Below are 24,642 nucleotides of genomic sequence, written 5' to 3'. Positions count from 1 at the left end.
TTGCGATAGATTCCTCTGACTTTTGCGACGAGGAACCCCTGCACCGCAAGAGCAATACTATATCATGTTCGGATTTCACTTGTAGGAGACTTATGGCACAGCCCCTTTTTTTATTTATTATTGAATGAAGGATATAAAAAAAGGGCGTTTGTCTACCCCCTCAGAAGAACTCACTTAGAGAAGTCGCAGTTCTGCTTTTTGGCAACAAAAAAAGCTGATTTTCATCAGCTAATAGTTAATTAAAAAAAATCAGACACATGGAGACTCCTGCTTAGTGCTGCTTCCTTCCGGATCTGACACGCTTCACAAGACCTCCATTGTCCTAGCCTTTCGGCAAAATTTAGTATAACGTATTTTTCTATAGATTACCAGACTTTTTTTGTTTTTTCTTTTGGCGCAATGCCCGAAAAAAATCTTTTAGCACTTGCCCGCACGCTTCTTCCAAGATCCCGCCTTCTACGTAGGACCAATGGTTGAAACGCTCATCTTCCAACAGATTCAGCAAAGAACCGGCAGCACCGCCTTTTGGATCGTAGGCGCCAAAGTAAACTTCTTCGACACGAGCCAGCATCATTGCACCACTACACATAGGACAAGGCTCCAATGTAACAAATAGCTGCGCTTGTTCTAAGCGCCAGCTTTCGATGGCTTGGCAGGCTTGTTGGATGGCAAACATTTCGGCATGAGCTGTTGCCTCTTGCTGTTTTTCCCGCAAGTTGTGTCCTCGGCCAATAATTTGCCCCTCTAAGACGACAACTGCCCCGATGGGGACTTCGGCGATTGCTTCCGCTTTTTGCGCTTCTTTCAGTGCTTCACGCATAAAATATTCTTTTTCACTTTGTGTGAGGGTACTTTCTTTCTTCAAAATGATTCCTTTCAATTCTCAATTGGGATAAACATGGAAAGCTGACACTGACTCTATAGAAAAGCTCTGGCAATTTTTTAACGCAGTCATTCAGTAGCCGTACCTGTTCCAGTTGCTATGGCTCCCAATTCCTATTTTCCTTTTCTCTGAACAAAAAAGAAGCGCCAAATGAAGCCTAGTCAAACAACTGCTATGGCAGGACAACCACTGGCAGGTTCTTTCAACGATCTTCTGGCCGCTTCTAACAGCATTTTCTCCAAGGAGATATTAGCTTAAAAGACTGCATCAATAAAGCTAGTCAACTTGTCTTTGACATTCTCTGTTGCATCTTTGACGTTATCTCCATAAACCGAGACTTTATGACGGCTGTCTTTGACTTTCTTCATGACGCCGAGCAATGCATCTAAATCTTTATCCGTCAAATCATCGACGACACCTAATAATTTTTCGTTGCCATTAAATTTGTCGTCAACAAACTTTTTCACTTTGTGACGGTTGCAAGCGAAGCGTACTTTGTTCACGACTTTGTCTGAGACAACGACTGCTGTTGAGATGCCAGCAATTGCCGCAATACTTAATCCAATCGTTACTTTTGTTGATGTTTTCATATCGATCAGCTCCCTTTATTTGCTACTTCTATGATAGCACGACCGATCAAATAAAAATACTATTTCGTTTATTCCAGAGTGAACCGCAATCCTTTCGGGAAGAAGTTTTTCACCACACCTTGCACTTGTTTGCCGAAGCCAATCGGGACCTCAGCCACCTTCAAGACGACCCAGCCTTCATTTCCAGGTACCGTAATCGTTTCACCAGCCACGTACTTCTGCCACTGAGCTAACTCAATTGACAAGAAAGGTGCTTCATCATTTTCTTTGATCGCCATTGCCAATGCAAAACTCGGTTCGATACGATTCTTTTTCACAGTCCCTACGTGAAGCCCTGGACGTAATACGCGAACCCCTTTTAGTGATGGTAATTCACTAGGTACTAACCACAGATGATCCCCAAAAAGCTGGATATCGGCAGCAGTCTCTTTTAAAAATGGATAGTTTTCTTGGAAAGATTGCCAAAGTGATCGCGTGACAGAATCAATCCCAGAAGCTTTTTTGGTTTTTTTGGTTTTCTTTGGTTTGGCTATGTTCTCCGATCCAAGATAGGTCAGCTTTGCGGCAAAATGACCTTCCCCTTGATTTTTGTGAGGCCATAACCGAATCGTCTTTTCAATGTCGTTCATCGGTGCCCAATCGTGGCGTCCATGAGACACATTTTCCAATTCAATCGGTTCAATGGAAAAAGGATATGCTGAGACCAGCCATTCAATGATGGCTTCATTTTCTTCAGGTGCAAACGTGCAAGTAGAGTAGATCAACTGTCCGCCAGGCTTTAACATCGCAACCGCTTCAGCCAAAATCTCCTTCTGGCGCTGAGCGCACTGCAGTGGCGAATCAGCTTGCCATTCCGCGATGGCCACAGGATCTTTGCGGAACATTCCTTCTCCTGAGCAAGGAGCATCCACCACGATTTTGTCAAAAAATTGTGGAAAATGCGGCGTCAGTTCTTGCGGCGCATGGTTCGTCACCACCACATTACTGATCCCCCATCGTTCAACGTTTTCCGATAAGATTTTTGCGCGTTTAGTAAAAATCTCATTGGAAACCAATAAACCTTTGCCTTGCATCTGACTTGCTAATTGCGTGGTTTTCCCTCCAGGCGCTGCACAAAGATCGAGCACTTTTTCTCCTGGTTGTGCATCTGCGATCGTCGCAACGATCATCGCGCTTGGTTCCTGACTGTAGACATACCCCGCTTGATGAAGCAGTGATTTCCCTTTGACTTCTCCAATATAGGCGTTCATTGCGTATGGTGCTGGACTTTTATCCGGTCCAAACATTTCCAGCATCGAGACGGCTTGTGGCTTCAACGGATTCAAGCGAAATCCTTTTACTGGATGCCCTGTTTCTAAAGCAGTAAAAAAGGCCGCCGCTTCGGCTCCTAGTAACTGCTGATATTTGGTAATGAATGCTGCTGGTAATTTCAAGATGATCCCTCCTAAGCTCTCTTATCATAGCGAGTGCTCAGCGATTGTGCAAGTAGCGTCAGGCAATTTTGAAAAAAATGTGACAAAAATCAACAGAAGGAAATCAAACCTAAAATAGGTCAGCAAAGGATCGTTCGTTCGAAAACGATTTACGCTATCCATTGCCCATTCACTGCTGATTTTGTCACAGTCTTTCGTTATTGCTGTAGGTATCGTTGAAATCGATCAATAGCATATCTACAGTGTTTTTTTGTACTGCTGGTATCTATCATCTGCTACTTATCATTGTTGTTTCGATAGGTCCGCGCTCATTTAAATAAAGATTTCTTGATGGTCTTTTCGATGAACGGCACTGAGGCGTAATCATCCCAGAACTTGATCAGCGGACCAACTAGAAAGGCACTGATAAATGTCCCAATCCCGATCGGTCCACCTGTGATCCAGCCGAGTGTCGCAAAAGCCACATCTTGGATCACTCTGACGACCCGATAATTCGCTTTCGTTCGATCAACGATTGTCGGTGCGATCGCATCATAAGGCGCACTTCCCACTTTTGCTGACATATAGAAGGAAGCACCAAAGGTAAAGAACAGAATACCGATCACTAAAAAGAGCCCTTTTTGCAGCCAACCTTCCGGAGAAACTGCGAAAAGTTCAAAGATTTTCGTATAAAAATCAATAAAAAAGCCCGTCAAGACCATATTGATCACTGTGCCGATCCCAATATGCCGACGACCAAAAAAGAAAATCAAGATCAACAAAACGAGATTGATCATTAATTGATAAACACCTAATGAAAGACCTAACCGTTCACCTGTTCCAATATTGGCAGCTGTATACGGATCCAGCCCGACGCCACCTACGCGAAGCAAGGAGGCGCCAAAACCGATGATAGCTACCCCGATCAACGCAAAAAGCGACCGCAGCCATGTTTCTTTTTTCATTTATTCCCCACCTTTTTCTTTTTATTATAACGACAATTTCAAAAAAAGGAAACTTGAGCATTCTCAAGTCTCCTTCTTTTCATTAGTCGCGGCGATTGTTATTGCCGAATAAAATAATCAAACGTAGTAATTGCAGCAATGTCGCAACTGCAGCTGCCACATAAGTCAAGGCTGCAGCAAACAATACTTTACGGGCCTGCGGTACTTCTTCTTCCGTTAAGAGACCGCCATCGGCTAAAATCCGTAACGCTCGTCTTGAAGCATCAAATTCGACTGGCAACGTCACCAATTGGAAAATAAATGCTAACGAGAATGCTAATATCCCCAGATTGATTAGGAAGGACCCTCTCAAAAGAACCCCGATCAAAATCAACGGGATCGACACCGCGGAACCAATATTAGCTACTGGGACGATCGCATGCCGGATACGCAATGGGAGATACCCTTTAGCATCTTGCACAGCATGCCCGCATTCATGGGCTGCCACTCCGATTGCTGCCACAGAAGTTGATTGTGCAGTTGCTTGAGATAGACTTAGCATCTTGTTGCCGGAATTATAATTATCAGTCAAATCTCCTGCGATAGCTTGGACGCCGACATTGTTGATGCCTTGGCTTTCCAAAATATACTGAGCCGCCTTGGTCCCGGTGATATTGTTTCTACTGCTTATTTTATCGTATTTGCTAAACGTGCTTTTAACGTATGCTGAAGCCGCCATCGAGATCACCATCCCGATAATGACTAAAATGAATGTTGGATCATAAAACCAACCAAAACCGTATCCACCGATTCCATACACGATGAAATCCCTCCCTTTCGTCTTTGACCTTATTTTACCATTAAATGGATGAAAATATTATGAAGAGGTATGGAAGATTCTGTTTTTAAAGTTTTTTTACAAATTCTGCCTTCAATTTCATGGCACCGAAACCATCGACTTTACAGTCGATATTGTGATCCCCTTCTACCAGACGAATGTTTTTGACTTTGGTTCCTTGTTTGATGGCACCAGAAGCACCTTTGACTTTCAAATCTTTGATGACCGTCACGGCATCGCCATCCTGAAGAACATTTCCGTTGGCATCTTTGACGACAGCAGCAGTTTCTTCTGTTTCCTGCCATTCATTGCCACATTCAGGGCAGACAAACAAGCCGCGATCCTCATATGCATAGGCGGATTGACAAACTGGACAATTTGGAATTTGAGACATATTCTTACTCCTCATAGTGATGTATTCTGTGTTTATTCAACGATCGAGCACGATCGTGAAAAAATAAATATAACTGTAGCATACAAAATTTCTGACTATCCTGCAATATCCTGCACAAAAAAATACAATCGATAGAACAAACTAAGTTCTATCGATTGCATTTGATGATCTTCTCAGTTCTAGCTAAAGATGGCTTCTAAGAATAAGGCTTCCATAAGAACTGTCGCCTAAATGATTCTATGAACAGGATAATTCCGTCGCAAGACCACCCTCAGTCTAAAAATAGATTTTCGTCTAAAATACGCCCTTCAGAAACAAAAATCGCATCCCCAATCAGTTGGAGCTCTTCTGATGCAACTTCGACTCGCAGCTCTCCGCCTAAAACATGCAGCACAAGATTGGCTTGCGTTTGTTCCCGGCGTCGCGCCACCGCATAAGCAGTTGCCCCAGAGCCGGTCCCACAAGCATACGTAAAGCCCTCGACTCCCCGTTCATAGGTGCGGACAACGAGCTCCCCAGCTGAATCGGCATCGTAGAAATTCACATTGGCGCCTTTAGGAAATGCTGACCAATAGCGAATCCGTTGTGCTAAATCTGTCAATGCATCGAGGGATGTTTCTTGCAGACCGGGATACTTCACCACCGCATGAGGGATTCCTGGATCACCTAACTCGATATAATCAACGACAGGAACCTCTCTGTCAGCGAAAGGTTGGTCAAACTTCGCAACGGTGGGGGGATTTAACGTCACTTTGTACTGTTGCCGATCCAATCGCCAAGCAGGAACAGGTCCTGCAACGGTCTCGATCACCATTGCTTCTGAAGCAACCTTATTTTCATAAGCATAGCGAGCGATACAGCGTGCACCATTGCCACACATTTCCGCTTCCGTACCATCCGCATTATAAAAACGCATGCGGAAATCTCCCGTTCCTTCGGGATGATCGACAGCCATCAACGCATCTGCGCCGATTGAAAATTTCCGCTGACAAACTTGAGCCGCTAACTTAGCCAACTGTTTCGAAGAAAAATTATAGCGACGATTGTCGATCACAATAAAATCATTTCCGGCACCTTGCATCTTGGTATAAACGATTTCCATGATTTCACCTGCTTTTTTTTATTCTTTCATCAAAAACGAAGGGATACGTTCATTTTGAATCAACTGCTGGAAAGTCTGACGTTCAACCACCAATTCCGCGTGCCCCTTTTCAACAAAAACTACCGCTGGAATCGCAAGTTTATTGTAATTGCTAGCCATTGAATAACCATATGCTCCCGTCGCAAAAGTCGCAAAAAGATCTCCCGTCTCTACTTTGGGTAATTGCAGATCTTTGACTAAGATATCCGTGCTTTCACAAGCCTTGCCAGAAATCGTAACTGTCTCTGTGGCAGCTTCTGCTGCCCGATTGGCTAGAATCCCCGTATATTCAGCTTGATAAAGACCGGGACGAATGTTATCTGTCATGCCGCCATCAATACTGGCATAGGTTCGAATCTGTGGCAATGTCTTGATCGTACCAATAGTATGCAGACTGATACCTGCTTCCGCTACAATACTACGCCCAGGCTCGATCACCACAGTCGGACGTTGGAGCTGATGCGCTTGGCAAAACGTTTCAATCGTCGCCATCACCGGGTCCAAAAAGTAAGAATAGGGTTGACGAATATCCTTTTCCGTATAGCGGACACCAAATCCGCCGCCAACATTCAACTCTTTAACAGTATAGTCAAATCGATGATGGATTTCTAGAACTAATGCTAGCGCAGCCTCTGTCGCAGCAATATGGGAATGATTGTCAGACAATTGACTTCCGATGTGGAAATGCAACCCATAAAAATCGATTTCCGGTGCGTCAATCACTTCTTCAATCAAAGGAAATAAAATCTCTTCATCCAATGGGATCCCAAATTTCGAATCTTTCTGTCCAGTTGAAATAAACGCATGGGTCTGGACATTCACTTCTGGTGTGATTCGGAACATCACTTTTGCTTTCCGCTGTTTCTCTTGACATAGCGCTCGAATCAAACCGATCTCCTGACTGCCATCGACAATGATCCGACCTACACCATAATCGATCGCTAATGCCAATTCATCAATAGATTTATTGTTGCCATTGAATTCGATTTGTTCCGCTGGAAATCCTGCTTGGATGGCTGTGTATAGTTCACCGCCACTAACAACATCCAAAGACAGGCCTTCCTCATCAATCAACCGCAGCATGGCTAGTGTATTGAAGGCTTTCGAAGCATAGGCAGCTCGGGTGTTTTCATAGCGAGACAGAAATTCCTCGCGAATAGCACGACATTGAGTGCGAATCTCGGTCACCGAAAAAACGTACAAGGGTGTGCCAAATTCTTTTGCTAATGCCACTGTGTCGCATCCATCCCAAAACAGGTGATTGTCTTTAATCTCTTTGATCATTACTGCGCTCCTCTCTTAGTACCTGACTCTGATTCAATCTTTCAATCAATCGCAGGTAGCACTCAATGCCTCCTAATAAGACTTTCTCATCAAAATTCATCTTGCTGCTGTGCAGCGGATAGGTATACCCTTTTTCTTCATCCCGAGTCCCGACAAAGAAAAAGACACCAGGGATCTCTTTTTGGTACATGGAGAAATCTTCCGCTAACATGTACGGCGGTGTCTCGATATAACTGTCGCCAGCAACATCCCGAACAGCATCTACCATGTCTGGATCATTGTCTACCACCCGATACAAGTGTTCGAAAGAAACTTCTGCTGAACAGCCATACCCTTTAGCAATCTCTTCAGCCGCCAATTTTACTCGTTGCGTCAATGTTTCATAGACCCCATCTTCAAAAGCCCGCATCGTTCCGTTCAACACGACTTCTCCGGGAATAATATTTTCTGCATCTCCTCCGCGAATCTTGCCGAATGTAATGACGGCCGAAGACAATGGACTAATGTTGCGAGAAACGATTGCATGGAGACCTTGAATGACCGCAGCTGCCGCTAAGATCGCATCGCTGCCTTGATGAGGTTGGGCCCCGTGAGCACTTTCTCCCAGGACTCGAATCGTGATCTCGCCATTTCGAGCCATCATTGGTCCCTTGCGGCAAGCAATCACACCTTCAGGATAGTCTGGAAAAACATGCAGACCGATAATCTGATCAATCGCAAAATCGGTTAAGATTCCTTCATCAATCATTAGCTGCGCACCACCAGGGCCTTCTTCTGCTGGCTGAAAAATCAACACAATGGTCCCGCGAACAGCTTCCGGGTAATCGGATAAGTACTTTGCAAAACCTAAAAGCGTCGCCATATGTCCATCATGTCCACAAGCATGCATTTTGCCGAGATGTTGCGAGGCAAAAGGAGCATTCGTTTCTTCCTTGATAGGCAATGCATCGATATCCGTGCGGAATGCTAACGTCTTCCCTGGTTTTTCACTGCGAAAAACAGCGATCAATCCGGTATCCAGAACCGGATAAATTTCTTTGATCCCGAAAGACTGCAACTGTTTAAGCAAATATTCCTTCGTTTTGAATTCTTCTAATCCTAACTCGGGAATCTTATGTAGTTCCCGTCGAAAACGAACCACGTCTTCGGTTAATTTCATTACTGCTTGAGATAATTGCATTCGTGGGCACCTTTCTTTCATTTGATCAGCAATATCGGCTGAAAATGTATGGATATCCACATTTCCATTGATATTGGATAATATTATAGTATATAATTCGAATAATCTATAGTATAAATAATCAAAATTTTTTGATTTTTAGTACAATTAGAGAAAGAATAAAAAGGTTGAAAGGATGTGGAGTAGTTTGACGATTTTTAAAGGTTCTGGCGTTGCATTGATCACCCCGATGTTTCATGATGGTTCGGTGGATTTCGACAAGTTGAAGTCACTGGTTGAGTGGCATATCCAGCAAGGTAGCGATGCATTGATCGCTTGTGGAACGACCGGTGAAGCCTCAACATTGAACGATGAAGAACACATTGCTGTTATCGAGGCGGTTGTCAAGCAGGCTGCGGGCCGCATTCCTGTGATCGGTGGCACTGGTTCAAACAATACGCAACATGGGATCCATCTTTCCCAAGAAGCAGAGCGTGTCGGTGCCGACGCATTATTGGTTGTAACCCCTTATTACAACAAAGCAACAAAAAAGAGTTTGGTTACTCATTACAAGGCAATTTGTCAAAGCGTTGAACTGCCTGTCATCTTATATTCGGTCGCATCAAGAACAGGAATGAACTTGACTTACGACATGGTTGCTGAATTAAAAGAGATTCCGAATGTCAAAGGAATCAAAGAGGCCAGTGGAGATATCTCACAAATTGCGTCTATCGCGCAACTAGTGGATGATGAATTTTCTCTCTATTCCGGCAATGATGATCAAGTCACACCAATCTTAGCATTAGGCGGTTCTGGTGTGATTTCGACGATCGGTAATATTGCCCCTAAACAAACAGCGACTTTGGTGGCAGATTTTCTTTCTGGAAATATTCAAGCAGCGATTCAGGAGCAGTTACGACAAAAACCTTTGATCGATGCGATTTTTAGTGAAGTCAATCCAGTGCCCATCAAAGCGGCAGTTTCCTTATTAGGAAAGTCTGACTTGCACTATCGGTTGCCATTAGGACCGCCTGAGAAAGAAACAATCAACCGTCTAAAAAAAGAAATGTCCGCTTATGGGCTTTTATAAGGAGGCAATCAAGTGAGACATATTTTATTGAGCGGTGCCAATGGTCGAATGGGAAAAGTTTTGCAGCACATGATTGCTGGACATGCTGAATTTGTGATCAGTGCTGGATTAGACCGTCACACGGAAGCAACTGGCGACTTTCCAATCTATTCTGCACCAGAAGCAGTCAAAGAACCTGTTGATTTGGTGATCGATTTTTCACATCATAGCAATGTAGCAGGCCTCCTTGACTTCTGTGTTGCCAACCAACTGCCCATCGTTGTGGCTACGACTGGTTTAAGTCAAGCAACCCAAGAAAAAATGGTCGCCGCTGCTCAAAAGATTCCTGTTTTTTATTCTGCGAATATGTCCGTGGGGATCAATGTATTGATCAAAGCCCTAAAAGCGATCACCCCACCATTGGAAGCAGATTTCGATATTGAAATCATTGAAAAACATCACAATCAAAAAATCGATGCGCCAAGCGGAACTGCATTGTTACTGGCAGACAGCATCAATGAAAGTTGTCAAGAACCAAAAGAATATCTTTATGGCCGTTCTGGCAACGATCTGACCAATGATCGAAAACAATTAGGTATTCACGCTGTTCGCGGTGGCACGATCCCGGGCGAACACACGGTGATCTATGCAGGAGCAGACGAGATCATTGAGCTGAAACATACCGCATTATCACGGGATATTTTTGCCAATGGTGCGTTGAAGGCTGCCGAATATCTTGCAAAACAACCTGCTGGACTATATGACATGGAAAATCTACTTGACAAGTAAAGGTGGTAACGTATGACTGAATTACAATTTTCTGATCCTTATCAATTAGCCAAATACATCAAAGAAGCCAATAAGCAGACCCCAGTCAAAGTCTATTTGAATGGTGATCTATCTACCTGTTCTTCCGAGACACTGAAAATTTTTGGGGCTGGCTCCTTTTACTTTATTGTTGGAGACAGTCAAGAAGTAGCTGATTTTCTAACGGCCAATCAAGATAAAATCACTGATTTCTATTTAGAAAATGACCGTCGGAATTCTGCGATCCCTCTGTTGGACTTAACAACAGTCGATGCTCGGATCGAACCAGGGGCTTTCATTCGTGATCAAGCAATCATTGAGAAGAATGCGGTCATCATGATGGGAGCGGTCATCAATATTGGTGCCGTTGTCGGCGAAGAAACAATGATCGATATGGGGGCGATTTTAGGCGCCCGGGCTACTGTCGGTAAAAAAGCCCATATCGGAGCTGGGGCTGTTTTAGCTGGTGTCTTAGAGCCACCTTCAGCTAGCCCAGTGATTATCGAAGATCATGTGTTGATCGGCGCCAATGCCGTAGTCCTTGAAGGTGTTCGTGTCGGTGAAGGTGCTGTGGTTGCTGCTGGATCTGTAGTCACAGAAGATGTACCGGCAGGGGCTGTAGTTGCTGGTTCCCCGGCTAAAGTCATCAAGATGAAAGATGAAAAGACGGCTAGTAAAACCGAGTTTCTTGACGACTTGCGGGGCTGATCTCGCCTGTTGCAACTTGCAAAAAAGCGTATGACCCGCGAGTCATACGCTTTTTTTATTTGCGTAATTTTTTACTACAGTTATTTACTACAATCAAAAACTCACCGATCATTCCCCTAGCAAGTCCTAAGATTCCTCGCTGTTGGTTTTTTCTTCTGCAAAAGAACACTGATCACGACGAATAAAGTCTATGCTTGTTCTCGAAAAGCTGAAACTGCGGTCTGGATTTCTTGATAGATGGCTGCCACTTCTTCCAGATCCGCTGCATTCGCTCCGCTGGCAAGCGGATGTCCGCCACCATGATGACGTTTGGCGATCTCATTGATCACAGGTCCTTTCGAACGCATCCGGACCCGATAATAGCCTTCTGGCTGCTCAACAAAAATTGCCCATGCTAAGACATCTTCAATCTTCCCTGGTAAGGACACGATAGCAGATGTTTCTGAATCAACAACGCCAAAACGCTGCTGAATCTCATTTGTCAGAATCACTTTGCCAGCTCCTAGTGAATCAACTTCTAAATTTTCAAAGACATAGCCGGAAAGACGAGCCACTGCTCTCGAAACCTGATCAATCTCACGATTGATTTTTGGTGCATCAAAACCATAATCCAACAAATCAGCTGCGTAACGCAATGTCGCGGAGGTCGTTGCTGGGTACAGGAAACGACCCGTATCCCCTACGATTCCGGCATAAAGCAGGCGCGCAGCTTCTTGCGACATAGTAAGTTCTTCAGCGAACATTTTCCAGAATGCCGTAATCATTTCACTGCAGCTGCTAGCAGTAGTATCCACCCAGACCAAATCTCCATAAGGTTCGTCATTAGGATGGTGATCGATTTTGATCAATTTTGCACCATTGGCATAGCGCTGATCACTGACTCTTGGTGAATTGGCGGTATCGGTCACGATCACTAAGGCATTTTTGTAGACTTCATCCGAAATCTCCTGCATTTCTGCTAAGTAGTCTAGCCCTTCAACAGGCCCTCCCACTTGATAGATCGCTTTTTCAGGAAAACTAGCTCGTAAAATTTCTGCCAATCCAACTTGTGACCCTAGTGCATCCGGATCAGGTCGCTGATGGCGGTGAATAATAATTGTCTGATATTCCTTAATTGCTGTCAATATTTCCTCTTGTACGTTCATTGCATATCTCCATTTTCTAAGCATTTATCTGATGACTGCTGTTCGAATTAAGGGCGCTCCATTACTTGGCAGACGACAATTGCTTTAGCTACCATGGAATTTTCGATATAGACTTCAATATCGATCTTAGCAGATCGGCGCCCCAGCTCCAAAATTTTGGGCTGAATAATGATCTCACTTTCTAATTGGATCAAGCGGAAATAGTGTAGATTCACTTGTTCGATCCAGCTGTTTCGCCGCTGATTGACTTGCATCGTTCGTTTGGCAGCATTGGCGATCACTTCACTGAGCACACCAAAAGAAATCGTTCCTACTTCATTGACCATTTGTGGAGTCACAGCGAAACGAAAGTTTGGCTGTGCCAATTTATTGCCTTCAAAATCTTGTTCAATGATTTGGATCTGACCAGAAATCTGATCAGAGATCGTATCGGAAATCTGGGTCTGTCTTTGGACTAGTTGCATCGCCTTCATAATGTCTTGCCGAGTCACGATTCCGATCAAAGATAAGTCATCTGCTACTACTGGCATCACTTCCAAGCCATCCCAAATCATTTGATGACTGGCAGAAGCAACACTCATCTCTTTTTTCACGACTCGCGGTTCACGAGTCATGATTCGTTCAATGATTTGCGTATCGGGTTTTTCCAAAACATCTTTTGCCGTAATGATCCCAACCACGCGCATGTTCTTGTTAACTACCGGATAGCGAGAATGATTGGTTTCTTCTGAAAGACGTTTATAGTCTTTGACAGTGTCAAACGTATGCAGATACTTTGTTTTTTCCAGCGGCATATAGATATCGCTAACGAGCATAATATCTTTTTTGATCAGCTGGTCACTCAATGCCCGGTTGATCATCGTTGCAACGGTAAACGTATCATAAGTCGTCTGCAATATTGGCAGTTCCAGCTTATCGGCCAAACGACAGTTTTCTTCTGATGTTTCAAACCCACCAGTGATCAAGACAGCAGCACCATCTTCTAATGCTAATTGGTGAACTTCATTTCGATTCCCTACGATCACGAGCGATCCCGGGGTGATATATCGTTCCATTGCTGATTCTTTCATCGCACCGATAACAAACTTATTCAAGTCCTTATCTAGACCGGCTGCGCCTCCTAGAACCTCTCCTTCAATGATTTGTACGACTTCTCCAAAGGTCAATTTTTCAATATGTTTTTTTAACTTACGCTCGATCCTAATGGTTCCTACCCGTTGAATGGTAGAGACCAGACCGATATTTTCTGCATCTTTGATTGCCCGATAGGCGGTTCCTTCACTGACACCTAAATCCTTTGCGATTCCCCGTACTGAAATACGGTCTCCTACCGGCAAACTTTCGATATGCGCTAAAATCAAGTCATGTTTCGTCGCCATAATTTTCTCCTAGTTAATAAAATCCGTCAATCAGACGGTCAACAATCAATCGATTCTCCCACAGCCAAAACGGTGCCTACTCCCTCAGGCAGCAAGTCGATAAAAGCGGCGGGATCTTGTTTGATCAGTGGGAATGTGTTGTAGTGAACTGGTACAACTTTTTTTGCTTTCAATAAGTGGGCAGCTGCGGCTGCATCTTTAGGTCCCATAGTGAAGTTATCACCAATCGGCAAGAAAGCCACATCGATCGCAAATTGTTCGCCAATCAGTGCCATATCACCAAAGAGGGCTGTATCCCCCGCGTGATATATTGTTTTGCCTTCCGCTTCTAAAATGATTCCCGCTGGGTTTCCCATATAGATCATCTTGCCGTCTTCTTCCAGACCGGAACTGTGCTGAGCTTGAACGAACCGTACCTTGCCAAAGGGAAAAGTATATGAGCCGCCGATATTCATACCGTGAGTCTTCGTTACTCCCTTACTTGTTGCATACTGACAAACTTCCACTACACTGATAATAGGTGCTTCTGTACGTTTGGCAATCGCCACCATATCTCCTACATGGTCGCTGTGCCCATGAGTGATCAGCAGCCAGTCTGGATCAACTGTTTCTGCATCCAGATCAGTCATAGCGTTTCCATTTATAAAAGGGTCAAACAACAACTTTTGTCCATCTTCCAACTCGATCGAAAGAACCGCGTGTCCATGAAAAGTAATCTTCACAACAATTACCCCTTTCCTATTCATAAGTAATACAGACTAATATTTTCTATTATAACAGACTAATACAAAATTCCAAACAATCAATTCGGTGTATCCATTTCATTCATGACGTTATTCTTCTCTTAGTCAAGAAATCACAAAAAAACTGTTCTAGTCTTCAGAAAAAAGAACTAGAACAGTTTTTTTAGGTTCGCAGCTTACAGAGAATGTTTCTGGAAGCCACCTTGTTTTTTGATACGCCACATAGTCATCAATAGGGCCACAGCACATAAAAGAAACGCACCGAAGAAAGTAACTTTCATTCCATAATTGAAGATATCTGGTCGTCCATTGATATATGTCGTCACATGCTGACCATAGGCACTGCTCATCGCAGAATATAGAATCGTTGTGGACATTGCAATCCCTAGCACCATGCCTAGATTACGAGCAAAAGAGTTCAAGCTACCGGCCACTCCCAAATTTTCTTTGGTCACGCTGCTCATGACCATGGTATTATTCGGCGATTGGAACAAGGAATTTCCTAATCCCATGATTGCTGTAGCCACCACATAATACCAAATAGGTGTATGCTGGTTCATAAACATGTACATCAGTTGGGTAATCGATAGTAAGGCCAAGCCAATCAACACCAAGATTTCTGGACCGACTTGGTCTGTCAAATAACCGCTGATAGGCGATCCGATAACCATCATCAAAGGAAAGACCATCATCAACATCCCGGCTACACTTGGAGTCAACCCACGGGCATTTTGCAGATAAAATGGAATCACGACATTAACAAAAAAATTAGCAGAAAAGATCAGAAGTGCCGTAAACAAACTTAACGTAAAAATTTTATTTCGGAAAATGCTGAAAGTAATCAGCGGCATCGCCACCCGTTTTTCTACTTGAATAAAAGCAATAAAAGCAATGATTGCAACGAAAATCAATACTAATGGCAACCATGTCAAGAAGCCTTGCTCCTGACCGATGAAAATTCCACCGAAAAAGGTCAAGATCGCCACAGAGAATAGACCAAATCCACTTTTATCGATGGAGTTGCGGCTCATGGTGATATCTTTGGGTAAAATTTTCTCCCCGGCAATCATAGTCAGAATTCCGACAGGAACATTGATCCAAAAAATATAAGGCCATGAAAAATGAGACAATATGATCCCGCCTAGTCCTGGACCAGCAATTGATCCTAGCGACACGAAAGCGCCGATCATCCCCAGTGCCCGTCCTCGCTCACTAATAGGAAATACTTCCGTAATGATTCCAGTATTTGTTGCCATCGTCATACTTGCACCGATCGCTTGGACGACTCGAGCAAAGAGCAAAAAAGCCAACGAATGGTTGAACCCGCACAATAAAGAACCGATGGTAAAAATCAACATGCCGAGACGAAAGACCTTGATTTTCCCCCAACTATCGCCAATCTTACCAAATAGCAACAAACAAGCACAAACCACCATCAAATAAACCGACACGACCCATTCCGCTTGGTTCATGGGTACGGACATATTTGCCGATATCGTCGGCAACGCAATATTCACGATGCTGCCGTCTAATGTAGACATAAACGTGAACATCGCAACAGCAATCAAGATCCACCATTTTCTCTGCTGGACAAGCGTATCTTCTTGATAACTTTTCACTCAAAACCATCCTTTCGATCCAATCAATTTTCTTTTAACACGAGTTTCTTCGTGGAATTGTTTTTTATCCAGACATCACTCCAGCATTCGGACAAGTCAAATTAGCCAGACTAACAAAAATAACTGACACGCCTTGAGAGACCCCACCAATCCGCACCGGAAAACAGGAGCAATTTCAATGTTTGGTTATTGGAACACTTGCTTTAGACAACACCCTGTCAATGAAGACCTAGATATTATCGATCGGACAATGTTCTCGTATTTCTGCGCTATGTATCTAAAGAGACACCACAAAAATCAAAGCAAAAACTAGGACGTTTGTAGCTGGCGTCCTAGTTTTCTGGATGTTTTATTTGCGTGATCGATTTCTTTGACTGGATTCCATGATCACAGGCAAGATCACTGGTCGGCGTTTTGTCTGTTCAAACAAGAAGCGGCTTAAGCGATCTCGAATGTCTTGTTTCAATTTACTCCATTCAAACTCTTCATCATGCAAATGTTTTTCAACGATCTCTGCAACGATCTCACCACTTTCCCGAATCAAATCACGACTTGCTTTGACATAAACAAAGCCGCGGGAAGTGATTTGCGGTGCTGCAATGATTTTCTTTTCGCGACGGTTGATCGTTACGACTGCGACGAAAATACCGTCTTCAGATAAGACTTTACGATCGCGTAAAACAATATTGCCGATATCACCGACACCGATCCCATCGATCATGACATTCTCAGCTGGTACAGCACCAGCTGAATGCATTTCGCCTTTTTTGTATTCTAAAACATCCCCGCGTGCGGTAATGAAAATATTCTTCAACGGAATGCCCACTTCATGAGCCAAGTCCACATGTGCTGCCAACTGACGATATTCTCCTTGGATTGGTAGGAAATACGTTGGCTTCATTAAATTCAGCATCAATTGCAGATCATTCGGATTCGCATGACCGGAAACACGAAAATTATCTGAAATTTGCTTCACGGTTCCACCCGCTCGGTAAATGATATCTTCCGTTTTGGCAACGACCGTTTCCATAGCTGTCGTAGGCGTCGTCGTAATATAAACGAGATCCCCTTCTTGAATCCGTAATGTACGATGTGTTCCGTTCGCCATTTTCTGCAATGCTTTGATCGGTTCACCCATACGGCCAGTCTCTAGAATAAGCAATTGCTCATTGGCATACTTTTTCATTTCTTTTTGGGTGATCAGCAAATCCTCTGCTGGTAATTTTAGTTTACCCAACTTCATCGCAGTGCGGATGATCCGTCCAAAGTCCTGACCAGTCAAAACTACTTTTCGTCCGGAACGATATGCTGCATCCAGCACTTGTTGAACCCTCTGCAGATTGCTGGCTACACTTGCGACAATGATCCGACCTTCCCAATAGCGAATGTTGTCAAACACTTCATCTTGAATCGTCAATTCAGAAGCAATCGGTGCTGGGTTTTCTGCATTTGTTGAGGTGCTCAGCAATGCCAGAACGCCTTCTTTACCGATCTCTGCCAAACGTCCGAAATCCGTTTGATACATTGGGATAGCTGTTTGATCAAATTTGAAATCCCCTGTATAGACGATATTTCCAGCGCTGGTTTTGACGCTGATTCCGACAGAATCAGGAATCGAATGCGTTGTCCGGAAAAAGCTGATGGTTGCATGACCAAAATCGATTTCTGAATGTTCATCAATGATATGGAAATCTTTGAATTTCTTTGTTGCTTCGTTTTTTGCTACGGTCAATTTTGCCAATTCGATCGTTAGCTCTGTTCCAAACACCGGAACTGGAACATTCTCCAAGAAATAGGGCAGCGCCCCAATGGCGTCGGCATGTCCATGAGTCAAAAAGACCCCCGCTACGCGATCTGCGTTTTCTTCTAGATACGTGAAATCAGGAATGACCGTATCGATTCCCAATAACTCGTTTTCTGGATAACGGACACCGCAATCCAGAACAAATATATCCTCTCCAACTTCAGCAATGTACATATTTTTTCCGTTTTCACGTACACCACCGAGAGGAATGATTTTGATAGTTTCCAATCTATTCACCTCTTGATTTTTTTACACTATTTATTTCCCTAGCCTAAGCCGTCTCTTTCATTATACAACAAAAAAAAGAAAAGCGTGGCATTCGCTACACTTTTCTGAAAAACTTATGATTTACACTCGAACTAGAGACTGTTCATGCAGCGATTCTGCGATTTGGATAGAGTTCCAGGCAGCACCTTTCAGCAAGTTGTCCGCTACCACCCAAAGATGCAGACCATTCGCTACATCTAAATCTTTTCGAATCCGACCGACGAAGGTCTCTGTCTTACCGACACTCGTCAGTGCTTGTGGATAAATCTGCTGACTTGGATCGTCTTGCAGAACTGCTCCGGGAGCTGCTTTGATCCACTCTTTGACTGCAGTCAATTCCGCAGGTTGTTTTGTTTCGATATAAATAGATTCTGAGTGCCCGCTAAAGACTGGGATCCGAACACAAGTAGCCGCTACTTGGATCGCTGAGTCTTCCATGATCTTTTTGGTTTCATTAATCATTTTCCACTCTTCATAGGTGTAATCATCTTCCGCAAAAACATCGATCTGCGGCAAGGCATTGAATGCGATGGGATAGTGTTTCTTGTCACCGCCCGCTGGCATGATCTCTGGTGCCAACTGATCAGCTGGTGTTCCTGACAAGTAAGCTTGAGATTCCCGTGTCAATTCTGCCATTGCCTTAGCACCGGCACCTGAAACAGCTTGATACGTCGAAACAATGATCCGCGATAAACCTGCGTGTTGCCGAATCGGTTCTAATGCCACCATCATCTGAATCGTTGAACAATTTGGGTTTGCGATAATCCCTTGGTGTTTTGCTAAAGCATGAGCATTTACTTCGGGAACCACTAAAGGGACATTCGGATCCATTCGGAAGTAGCTCGTATTGTCGATTACGACCGCACCGCTTTTAACCGCTTCTGGGGCAAATTGCTTGGAGATACTGCCGCCAGCACTAAATAAAGCCAAATCTACTCCAATAAATGAGGTCGTAGTTAATTCTTGAATGACCAAAGTGGCTCCTTTGAAGACACAGGTTTTCCCAGCTGATCGCTTTGAAGCCAATAGAATCAATTCCTTGATCGGCAATGTAGTCTTTTCTAACATCTCAATCATTTTTGTTCCAACTGCGCCAGTCGCACCAACAACAGCTACCCGGTACCCTCTATCCATTTGATCACTCCTCGAATAAAAATACATTTTTACTAGTTTATCATATTTAAGCAAAAAGAAAAGACCTTACATAAGCATTCTCAGAAAGAAAAATAAAAAATCTGAAAATTCCCTCTTCTTTCGCTTTTTTTCAAAAAAGGGTTATTTTTCGACTGTTATTATTTGTCACATCTACGGGTTATAGGCTATAATATTAGTAGAAAGAATTTTGGGGAAGATTCTTTCCAACGTGCATGGGGAAATAAAACCCAATCAGCCTAAATGAGGCAAGACCTGTTTTAACAGATCTTGCCTCATTTTATTTTTTAATTATTGCTGATTTCATTGTTGATTTTTGCAATGACAAATCCTTTATTATCAATGATCATTGTCTCATCTTCGATCTGCATAAACTGATCTAATAAAATTTCCTCTGGGCAAGACAATGTGAGTTGGTCTTCCCCGGTATTAAAGATTCCAATGATTCGTTGCGCACCTAATTCCCGCTCAAAAATGATCAATCCTTCTTCTTCAGAAATCACGTTCCAATTCAAAGAGCCCTCTGAAAGGATTTTTTGATGACTCTTGCGCAAATGAATCAAATCAGTTGTGAAGCGCAACAAATCGCGGTCTTGTTTTTCTTCTTCCCAAACCATACATTTCCGGCAATCCGGATCCATATCCCCGGTCAAGCCGATTTCATCGCCATAATACAGGCAGGGAACCCCTTGCTGCAAGTAGGTAAAAGCCATCACCTGCCGCATCAGGTCCTTATCGCCTCGTGCCAATGTCAATAGACGCGGCGTATCGTGAGAATCCAAAATATTGAATTGGACTTGATTTGTCTGGTCCCGATAAAGCATCAATTGATTATTTAGTTCCGAGACCATCTTTGTCATTGATATTTCGCCTTTGACGAAGTATTCAATGATTGCATCTGTAAAAGCATAGTTCATGACTGCATGGAATTCGTCCCCTTGGAGCCATCTTTGAGAAGAATGCCATATCTCTCCTAAAATATAAAAATCGTCTTTGGCTTCATCACAGACCTGACGAAATTTCTTCCAGAAATTATGGCTCACCTCATTGGCTACATCCAAGCGCCAAGCATCGATATCAAATTCTTCGATCCAGTAACGAGCAATTTTCAGGAGATAGTCTTGAACATCCGGATTCTCTGTATTCAGCTTCGGCATATGCGGGGTAAATGCAAACACATCATACGTGATATCATAAGCATCTTCAAAATCTTCGCCTTCTTTATAATTGACAGGGAATTCATTGATATGGAACCAATCGGCAAAGGGAGAATCTGCACCATTCTTAATGACATCGAGCCATTGGTGGGAAGTATCTCCTATGTGATTGAAAACTGCGTCAAGCATGACCTTGATTCCTCGTTTATGACATTCCTCCACCAACCGTTTAAAGGTCTCGTTATCCCCAAATGCCGGATCAATCGCTAAATAGTCGATGGTATCGTATTTGTGGTTGGAGTAGGCTTCAAAAATCGGACAGAAATATATCCCATTGATCCCTAGCGAAACGAGATAATCCAGATGGTCGATCACACCTTGTAAATCTCCACCAAAAAAATCTTGCCGATCAGGATTTTTGGACCCCCAGGGCAATGTGCCTTCAGGATCATTCGATGGATCGCCATTGGCAAAGCGCTCCGGAAAAATTTGATACCAGACGGTTTCTTTGACCCATTCCGGCACTTTGAACCGATCCGCTTCTTGAAAGTAAGGCATCCGGAAATAATTGTTGTTCATTTCTAAGTATTGCTCTTCAAAAGGATAGACCCCATGATCCCCATAAAAAACATGGAGACCGTCAAAACTTTCAATTGAGAAGCCGTAAGACAATCGGCGAAATTCTGCACTTACAGTCACTTGCCAATAATCATGCAAGTCCGTAGACAAGATTTTATCCATTTCGATCCTTCGTTGGTACCAAGCTTCTTTGTATAAGGTATACGGATCCCCGCATAATAATTGCACGTGACGCACATCTTGACGAGCTGTGCGCAGCCGAATGTGCATTTTGTCTTTTTCAAATAAATAAGCAAATTCACTTTCTGGACGATGATAAATAGCAGTAGTATTCATAGCAGACTCCTTTAATTATTTGTTGCCTCTATTTTCCCACACACAAGAAGAGAATACAAGCAAAATATGCAATCGATTGCTTTATCCTCTTCTTTTTACAAAAGGGCGAGAAATATAATAGAAACATCAAATAACACAAACGAAGCAATCGTTTGCATTGCTATAAATTGGGGATCATTTACTTGGTTTAGAATTGTTCGAGCAAGCGTGTTCTTTTAAAATGTCATACTTCCGCAACAAACCAATCACTGTAGTCAGCGCCTGATAAAGCTCTGTAAAATCCGAAGGGCGCATTGCCGAAACCTTCTCATTCAAGCGATCCTCAATTTGTTGTTTTTTGCGACTAAACAATTCTCTTCCCGCTTCACACATAAAGACATTGACGCTGCGCCGATTCGTTTCATTGGTTTTGCGAATGACAAACCCAGCTTTTTCCAATCCAGCAATCGAACGACTAATCTGGACCTTCGATGTGCCGATTTGTCTTGCTAATTCCGACATCGTCATCCCTTCATTAGCTGCGATGATAACCAATTCAAGTATTTCCATCTTTGTCAATTTTAAATCTTCAAACCCAACTTCTTCAAACAAAAGGTTTCCCAGTAGTGAGAAAACTTCTGCAAATACTGATATATCAAACTTCTCTATCGCTTTTGTCATTTTCTCCCTCTTTTCTTCTCTATAGTTTAGTATAAGAACTTCTGCAAAACAATAACGATTGTTGATTTTTGTTAACTGTTATGATAGCTTTTAAACAGGATGAAAAAAACATGAAAATGGCAAGAAAAGAGTGACAGCATGCTAGAATTAAAAGATATCAAGAAGTATTATAAAGTAGGATCAAGTACCACCAAAGCATTGGACGGTGTCTCGGTTGCTTTCCGAAAACAAGAGTTTGTAGCCATTTTGGGACCAAGCGGCTCTGGAAAAACCACCATGCTAAATGTGATCGGTGGATTAGACAACTACGACTCTGGAGACATGGTCATTAATGGAAAATCGACCAAATCTTTCAAGGACCGTGATTGGGATGCCTATCGGAACAATTCGATCGGTTTTGTGTTCCAAAGTTACAATTTAATCAGTCATTTGGGGATTATTGATAACGTTGAGCTAGGAATGACACTAAGCGGTGTTTCAAAAGAAGTCAAACGAGCGAAAGCCGAAGATGCGCTGACACGGGTTGGTCTTGCGGACCATATGCACAAAAAGCCAAATCAACTTTCTGGTGGGCAAATGCAGCGGGTAGCGATTGCCCGAGCATTAGCCAACGACCCAGATATTCTGCTTTGTGATGAACCGACGGGTGCGTTGGATTCAGAGACTAGCGTCCAAATCATGAAGCTGATCCAAGAGCTTTCCAATGAAAAGCTCGTAATCATGGTTACCCATAACCCGGAACTAGCGAATCAGTATGCAGATCGAATCATTGAGTTCAAGGATGGTCGAATCTTAAAAGATTCTAACCCGCATATTGAAGAACAAAAGAAAGATCAATTTGAATTAAAGCACACGAAGATGAGTTTCCTCACTGCATTGCGTCTTTCTTTCAATAATATCCGGACAAAAAAAGGCAGAACTTTCTTAACGGCATTTGCTTCAAGCATTGGGATCATCGGCATTGCCATCGTCTTGTCTTTATCGACCGGATTCCAAAAGCAAATCGATAATACACAGTCTGAAACATTGGCCCGTTTCCCGATCACGATCTCTAAAGTAACGACGGAACAAGACCCTTCTGCAATCAGTACTCGTACTAAAGAAGAGAATTTCCCGTCCACTAAAGAAGTGACCGCAAAACTGAGTGACGCTGACCGGGCAACCCATATCAATAATATTGATCAGGACTTTCTTGACTATCTCAATAAAATTGATCCTGAGTTAAGCAACAACATTGGCTACACTCGTTCGACTTCGTTGAACTTACTGCGTAAGGTCGATGATAAAGTAGAACAAGTCAGCTTTTCAAATGCTTCAGCTGATAACGAGCAGACAAATGCCATGATGTCCGCAATAAGTGCTTCGACGGGAATCGGCGTTTCAACCTTCCCAGAACAACTATCTGAGGAAAACGGCAACTTCCTGAAAGACAACTATGATTTGCTGCAGGGAGAATATCCTGCATCAGCAAATGACGTTGTACTGATCGTTGACGAGAACAACGTGACGAACGTCAACGCATTGATCAACTTAGGATTTGATATCAAAGACGGCGATAAAGTGTCTTTCGATGATATCGTAGGAACAACAGTCAAGTTGGCACTTAACGATGCCTTTTATACTGAATTGCCAACTGGGAACTTTATCCCAAATCAAGATTTAACAGCTGTTTATGACAACAGTGCAAATAAAGAATTAAAAATCAGCGGGATTTTACGTATCAAAGAAAAATCTACGATGAATTTGCTTTCTACCGGGATCGCTTATAGCGATGCATTAGCCCAAGAAGTTATCAAAGAAAACAAAAACTCGGCAATCGTCAAAGCCCAAAAAGACAGTGATATCAATGTTATGACCAACGAAAAAATCGATGCTAGCACGCGCGATTCTCTAATCGATTACTTAGGTGGCAGCGACTTGCCAAACAGTATTATGATCTATCCAAATGATTTTAGTTCCAAAGAAAAAATCTTGGACTATCTTGATGCTTACAACAAAGGCAAAGATCGTAAAGATCAAATCGTTTATTCTGATTTAGCTGGAACCATGACGCAATTGACCGGCGGCTTGATGGATGCCATCACTTATGTTCTGATTGCTTTTGCCGCTATCTCATTAGTGACGAGCATGATTATGATCGGTATCATCACCTATACTTCAGTTTTGGAACGTACGAAAGAAATCGGCGTCCTAAAAGCTTTAGGTGCGCGTAAAAAAGATATCACTCGTGTCTTCGATGCTGAAACATGTATCCTTGGGATTGCTTCTGGTGCATTAGGTGTCTTGATTGCTTGGTTAGCTACTTTCCCAATCAACGCGGTCTTATACAATATGACTGATCTGGAAAATGTTGCACAACTGAATCCAGTCCATGGATTGATCTTAATTCTGGTCAGCACGATCCTAACCATGATCGGCGGCCATATCCCAGCACGGATGGCAGCAAAAAAAGATGCTGCGATCGCTTTGCGGGCAGATTAATTCTTTCTAACTAGTCACAGCTAAAGAGAGCATTGCAGCTGTCAGTTAATGGTGCTCTCAGCAAAACAAAAAGTACTCGAAGTGAAGCGAC

At 43.1% G+C, this 24,642-nt stretch carries 21 protein-coding genes and 1 other RNA gene; 4 read left to right on the top strand and 18 right to left on the bottom strand.

The window, feature by feature from the left end:
* Window positions 1-235: 235 nt before the first annotated feature.
* From ffs to EGX73_RS08005, 10 genes are all read right to left on the bottom strand, one after another.
* An RNA gene (gene ffs, locus EGX73_RS08050) (signal recognition particle sRNA small type) lies at window positions 236-334 on the bottom strand.
* Window positions 335-358: 24 nt separating this feature from the next.
* Window positions 359-865 carry a tRNA adenosine(34) deaminase TadA gene (tadA, locus tag EGX73_RS08045; protein WP_005472626.1) on the bottom strand — a complete coding sequence of 169 codons (507 nt, stop codon included), beginning with the start codon at window positions 863-865 and terminating at the stop codon, window positions 359-361.
* Window positions 866-1,137: 272 nt separating this feature from the next.
* Window positions 1,138-1,473: a hypothetical protein gene (locus EGX73_RS08040; RefSeq protein ID WP_003128776.1), complete on the bottom strand. Its 336-nt coding sequence runs from the start codon at window positions 1,471-1,473 to the stop codon at window positions 1,138-1,140.
* A 68-nt stretch (window positions 1,474-1,541) separates the two neighbouring features.
* The gene (locus EGX73_RS08035; protein WP_003128775.1) at window positions 1,542-2,906 is read right to left on the bottom strand and encodes an RsmB/NOP family class I SAM-dependent RNA methyltransferase; all 1,365 of its coding nucleotides are present in this window, start codon (window positions 2,904-2,906) and stop codon (window positions 1,542-1,544) included.
* A gap of 308 nt (window positions 2,907-3,214) precedes the next feature.
* Entirely contained in the window at window positions 3,215-3,850 is a 636-nt protein-coding gene (locus EGX73_RS08030; RefSeq protein ID WP_003128773.1) for a YitT family protein, read from the bottom strand.
* Between the two features lie 82 nt (window positions 3,851-3,932).
* Window positions 3,933-4,649 (bottom strand): zinc metallopeptidase, encoded by a 717-nt coding sequence (locus EGX73_RS08025; protein WP_003128772.1) that lies wholly within the window; start codon window positions 4,647-4,649, stop codon window positions 3,933-3,935.
* A gap of 85 nt (window positions 4,650-4,734) precedes the next feature.
* Entirely contained in the window at window positions 4,735-5,061 is a 327-nt protein-coding gene (locus EGX73_RS08020) for a zinc ribbon domain-containing protein YjdM (RefSeq protein WP_005472630.1), read from the bottom strand.
* Window positions 5,062-5,332: 271 nt separating this feature from the next.
* The gene (gene dapF, locus EGX73_RS08015) at window positions 5,333-6,163 is read right to left on the bottom strand and encodes a diaminopimelate epimerase (RefSeq protein ID WP_003128768.1); all 831 of its coding nucleotides are present in this window, start codon (window positions 6,161-6,163) and stop codon (window positions 5,333-5,335) included.
* Window positions 6,164-6,181: 18 nt separating this feature from the next.
* The gene (gene lysA / locus EGX73_RS08010) at window positions 6,182-7,486 is read right to left on the bottom strand and encodes a diaminopimelate decarboxylase (RefSeq protein WP_003128767.1); all 1,305 of its coding nucleotides are present in this window, start codon (window positions 7,484-7,486) and stop codon (window positions 6,182-6,184) included.
* Window positions 7,470-8,666 (bottom strand): M20 family metallopeptidase, encoded by a 1,197-nt coding sequence (locus EGX73_RS08005; protein ID WP_005472632.1) that lies wholly within the window; start codon window positions 8,664-8,666, stop codon window positions 7,470-7,472. The genes lysA and EGX73_RS08005 overlap by 17 nt, the downstream gene beginning before the upstream one ends.
* 187 nt (window positions 8,667-8,853) lie before the next feature.
* Here EGX73_RS08005 and dapA point away from each other — a divergent pair, with 187 nt between their 5' ends.
* From dapA to dapD, 3 genes are read left to right on the top strand one after another with little or no spacing between them, the layout of a single operon-like run.
* Window positions 8,854-9,735: a 4-hydroxy-tetrahydrodipicolinate synthase gene (gene dapA / locus EGX73_RS08000; RefSeq protein ID WP_021149191.1), complete on the top strand. Its 882-nt coding sequence runs from the start codon at window positions 8,854-8,856 to the stop codon at window positions 9,733-9,735.
* Window positions 9,736-9,747: 12 nt separating this feature from the next.
* On the top strand, window positions 9,748-10,503 hold the full coding sequence (gene dapB / locus EGX73_RS07995) for a 4-hydroxy-tetrahydrodipicolinate reductase (protein ID WP_005472634.1): 756 nt from the start codon (window positions 9,748-9,750) through the stop codon (window positions 10,501-10,503).
* Window positions 10,504-10,515: 12 nt separating this feature from the next.
* Window positions 10,516-11,229, top strand: a complete 714-nt coding sequence (gene dapD, locus EGX73_RS07990; protein WP_003128763.1) for a 2,3,4,5-tetrahydropyridine-2,6-dicarboxylate N-acetyltransferase — start codon at window positions 10,516-10,518, stop codon at window positions 11,227-11,229.
* 188 nt (window positions 11,230-11,417) lie between these two features.
* Here dapD and EGX73_RS07985 read toward each other — a convergent pair whose 3' ends face one another.
* The 8 genes from EGX73_RS07985 to EGX73_RS07950 all read right to left on the bottom strand — a co-directional run bounded on the left by EGX73_RS07985 (window position 11,418) and on the right by EGX73_RS07950 (window position 22,070).
* The gene (locus EGX73_RS07985; RefSeq protein ID WP_003128762.1) at window positions 11,418-12,374 is read right to left on the bottom strand and encodes a bifunctional oligoribonuclease/PAP phosphatase NrnA; all 957 of its coding nucleotides are present in this window, start codon (window positions 12,372-12,374) and stop codon (window positions 11,418-11,420) included.
* Between the two features lie 47 nt (window positions 12,375-12,421).
* Window positions 12,422-13,753, bottom strand: a complete 1,332-nt coding sequence (locus EGX73_RS07980) for a DRTGG domain-containing protein (RefSeq protein WP_003128761.1) — start codon at window positions 13,751-13,753, stop codon at window positions 12,422-12,424.
* A 38-nt stretch (window positions 13,754-13,791) separates the two neighbouring features.
* Entirely contained in the window at window positions 13,792-14,475 is a 684-nt protein-coding gene (locus EGX73_RS07975) for a metal-dependent hydrolase (protein ID WP_003128759.1), read from the bottom strand.
* Between the two features lie 197 nt (window positions 14,476-14,672).
* On the bottom strand, window positions 14,673-16,115 hold the full coding sequence (locus EGX73_RS07970; RefSeq protein WP_003128757.1) for an MFS transporter: 1,443 nt from the start codon (window positions 16,113-16,115) through the stop codon (window positions 14,673-14,675).
* Window positions 16,116-16,464: 349 nt separating this feature from the next.
* Window positions 16,465-18,147 (bottom strand): ribonuclease J, encoded by a 1,683-nt coding sequence (locus EGX73_RS07965; protein WP_003128755.1) that lies wholly within the window; start codon window positions 18,145-18,147, stop codon window positions 16,465-16,467.
* A gap of 120 nt (window positions 18,148-18,267) precedes the next feature.
* Window positions 18,268-19,320 carry an aspartate-semialdehyde dehydrogenase gene (locus tag EGX73_RS07960; protein ID WP_005472640.1) on the bottom strand — a complete coding sequence of 351 codons (1,053 nt, stop codon included), beginning with the start codon at window positions 19,318-19,320 and terminating at the stop codon, window positions 18,268-18,270.
* 305 nt (window positions 19,321-19,625) lie between these two features.
* Complete coding sequence (locus EGX73_RS07955) at window positions 19,626-21,410, bottom strand: glycoside hydrolase family 13 protein (protein WP_003128752.1); 1,785 nt, start codon at window positions 21,408-21,410, stop codon at window positions 19,626-19,628.
* A gap of 174 nt (window positions 21,411-21,584) precedes the next feature.
* Window positions 21,585-22,070 (bottom strand): MarR family winged helix-turn-helix transcriptional regulator, encoded by a 486-nt coding sequence (locus EGX73_RS07950; RefSeq protein ID WP_003128751.1) that lies wholly within the window; start codon window positions 22,068-22,070, stop codon window positions 21,585-21,587.
* A 138-nt stretch (window positions 22,071-22,208) separates the two neighbouring features.
* Between EGX73_RS07950 and EGX73_RS07945 the strand changes: the two genes are divergently transcribed.
* Entirely contained in the window at window positions 22,209-24,551 is a 2,343-nt protein-coding gene (locus tag EGX73_RS07945) for an ABC transporter ATP-binding protein/permease (RefSeq protein WP_041120446.1), read from the top strand.
* The last annotated feature ends 91 nt before the right edge of the window (window positions 24,552-24,642 follow it).

The organism is Enterococcus sp. FDAARGOS_553 (assembly GCF_003812305.1).
Taxonomy (GTDB): domain Bacteria; phylum Bacillota; class Bacilli; order Lactobacillales; family Enterococcaceae; genus Enterococcus_D; species Enterococcus_D gallinarum.
Note: the sequence above shows the minus strand (reverse complement) of the source record. Positions and strands in the feature narration are given on the sequence as shown.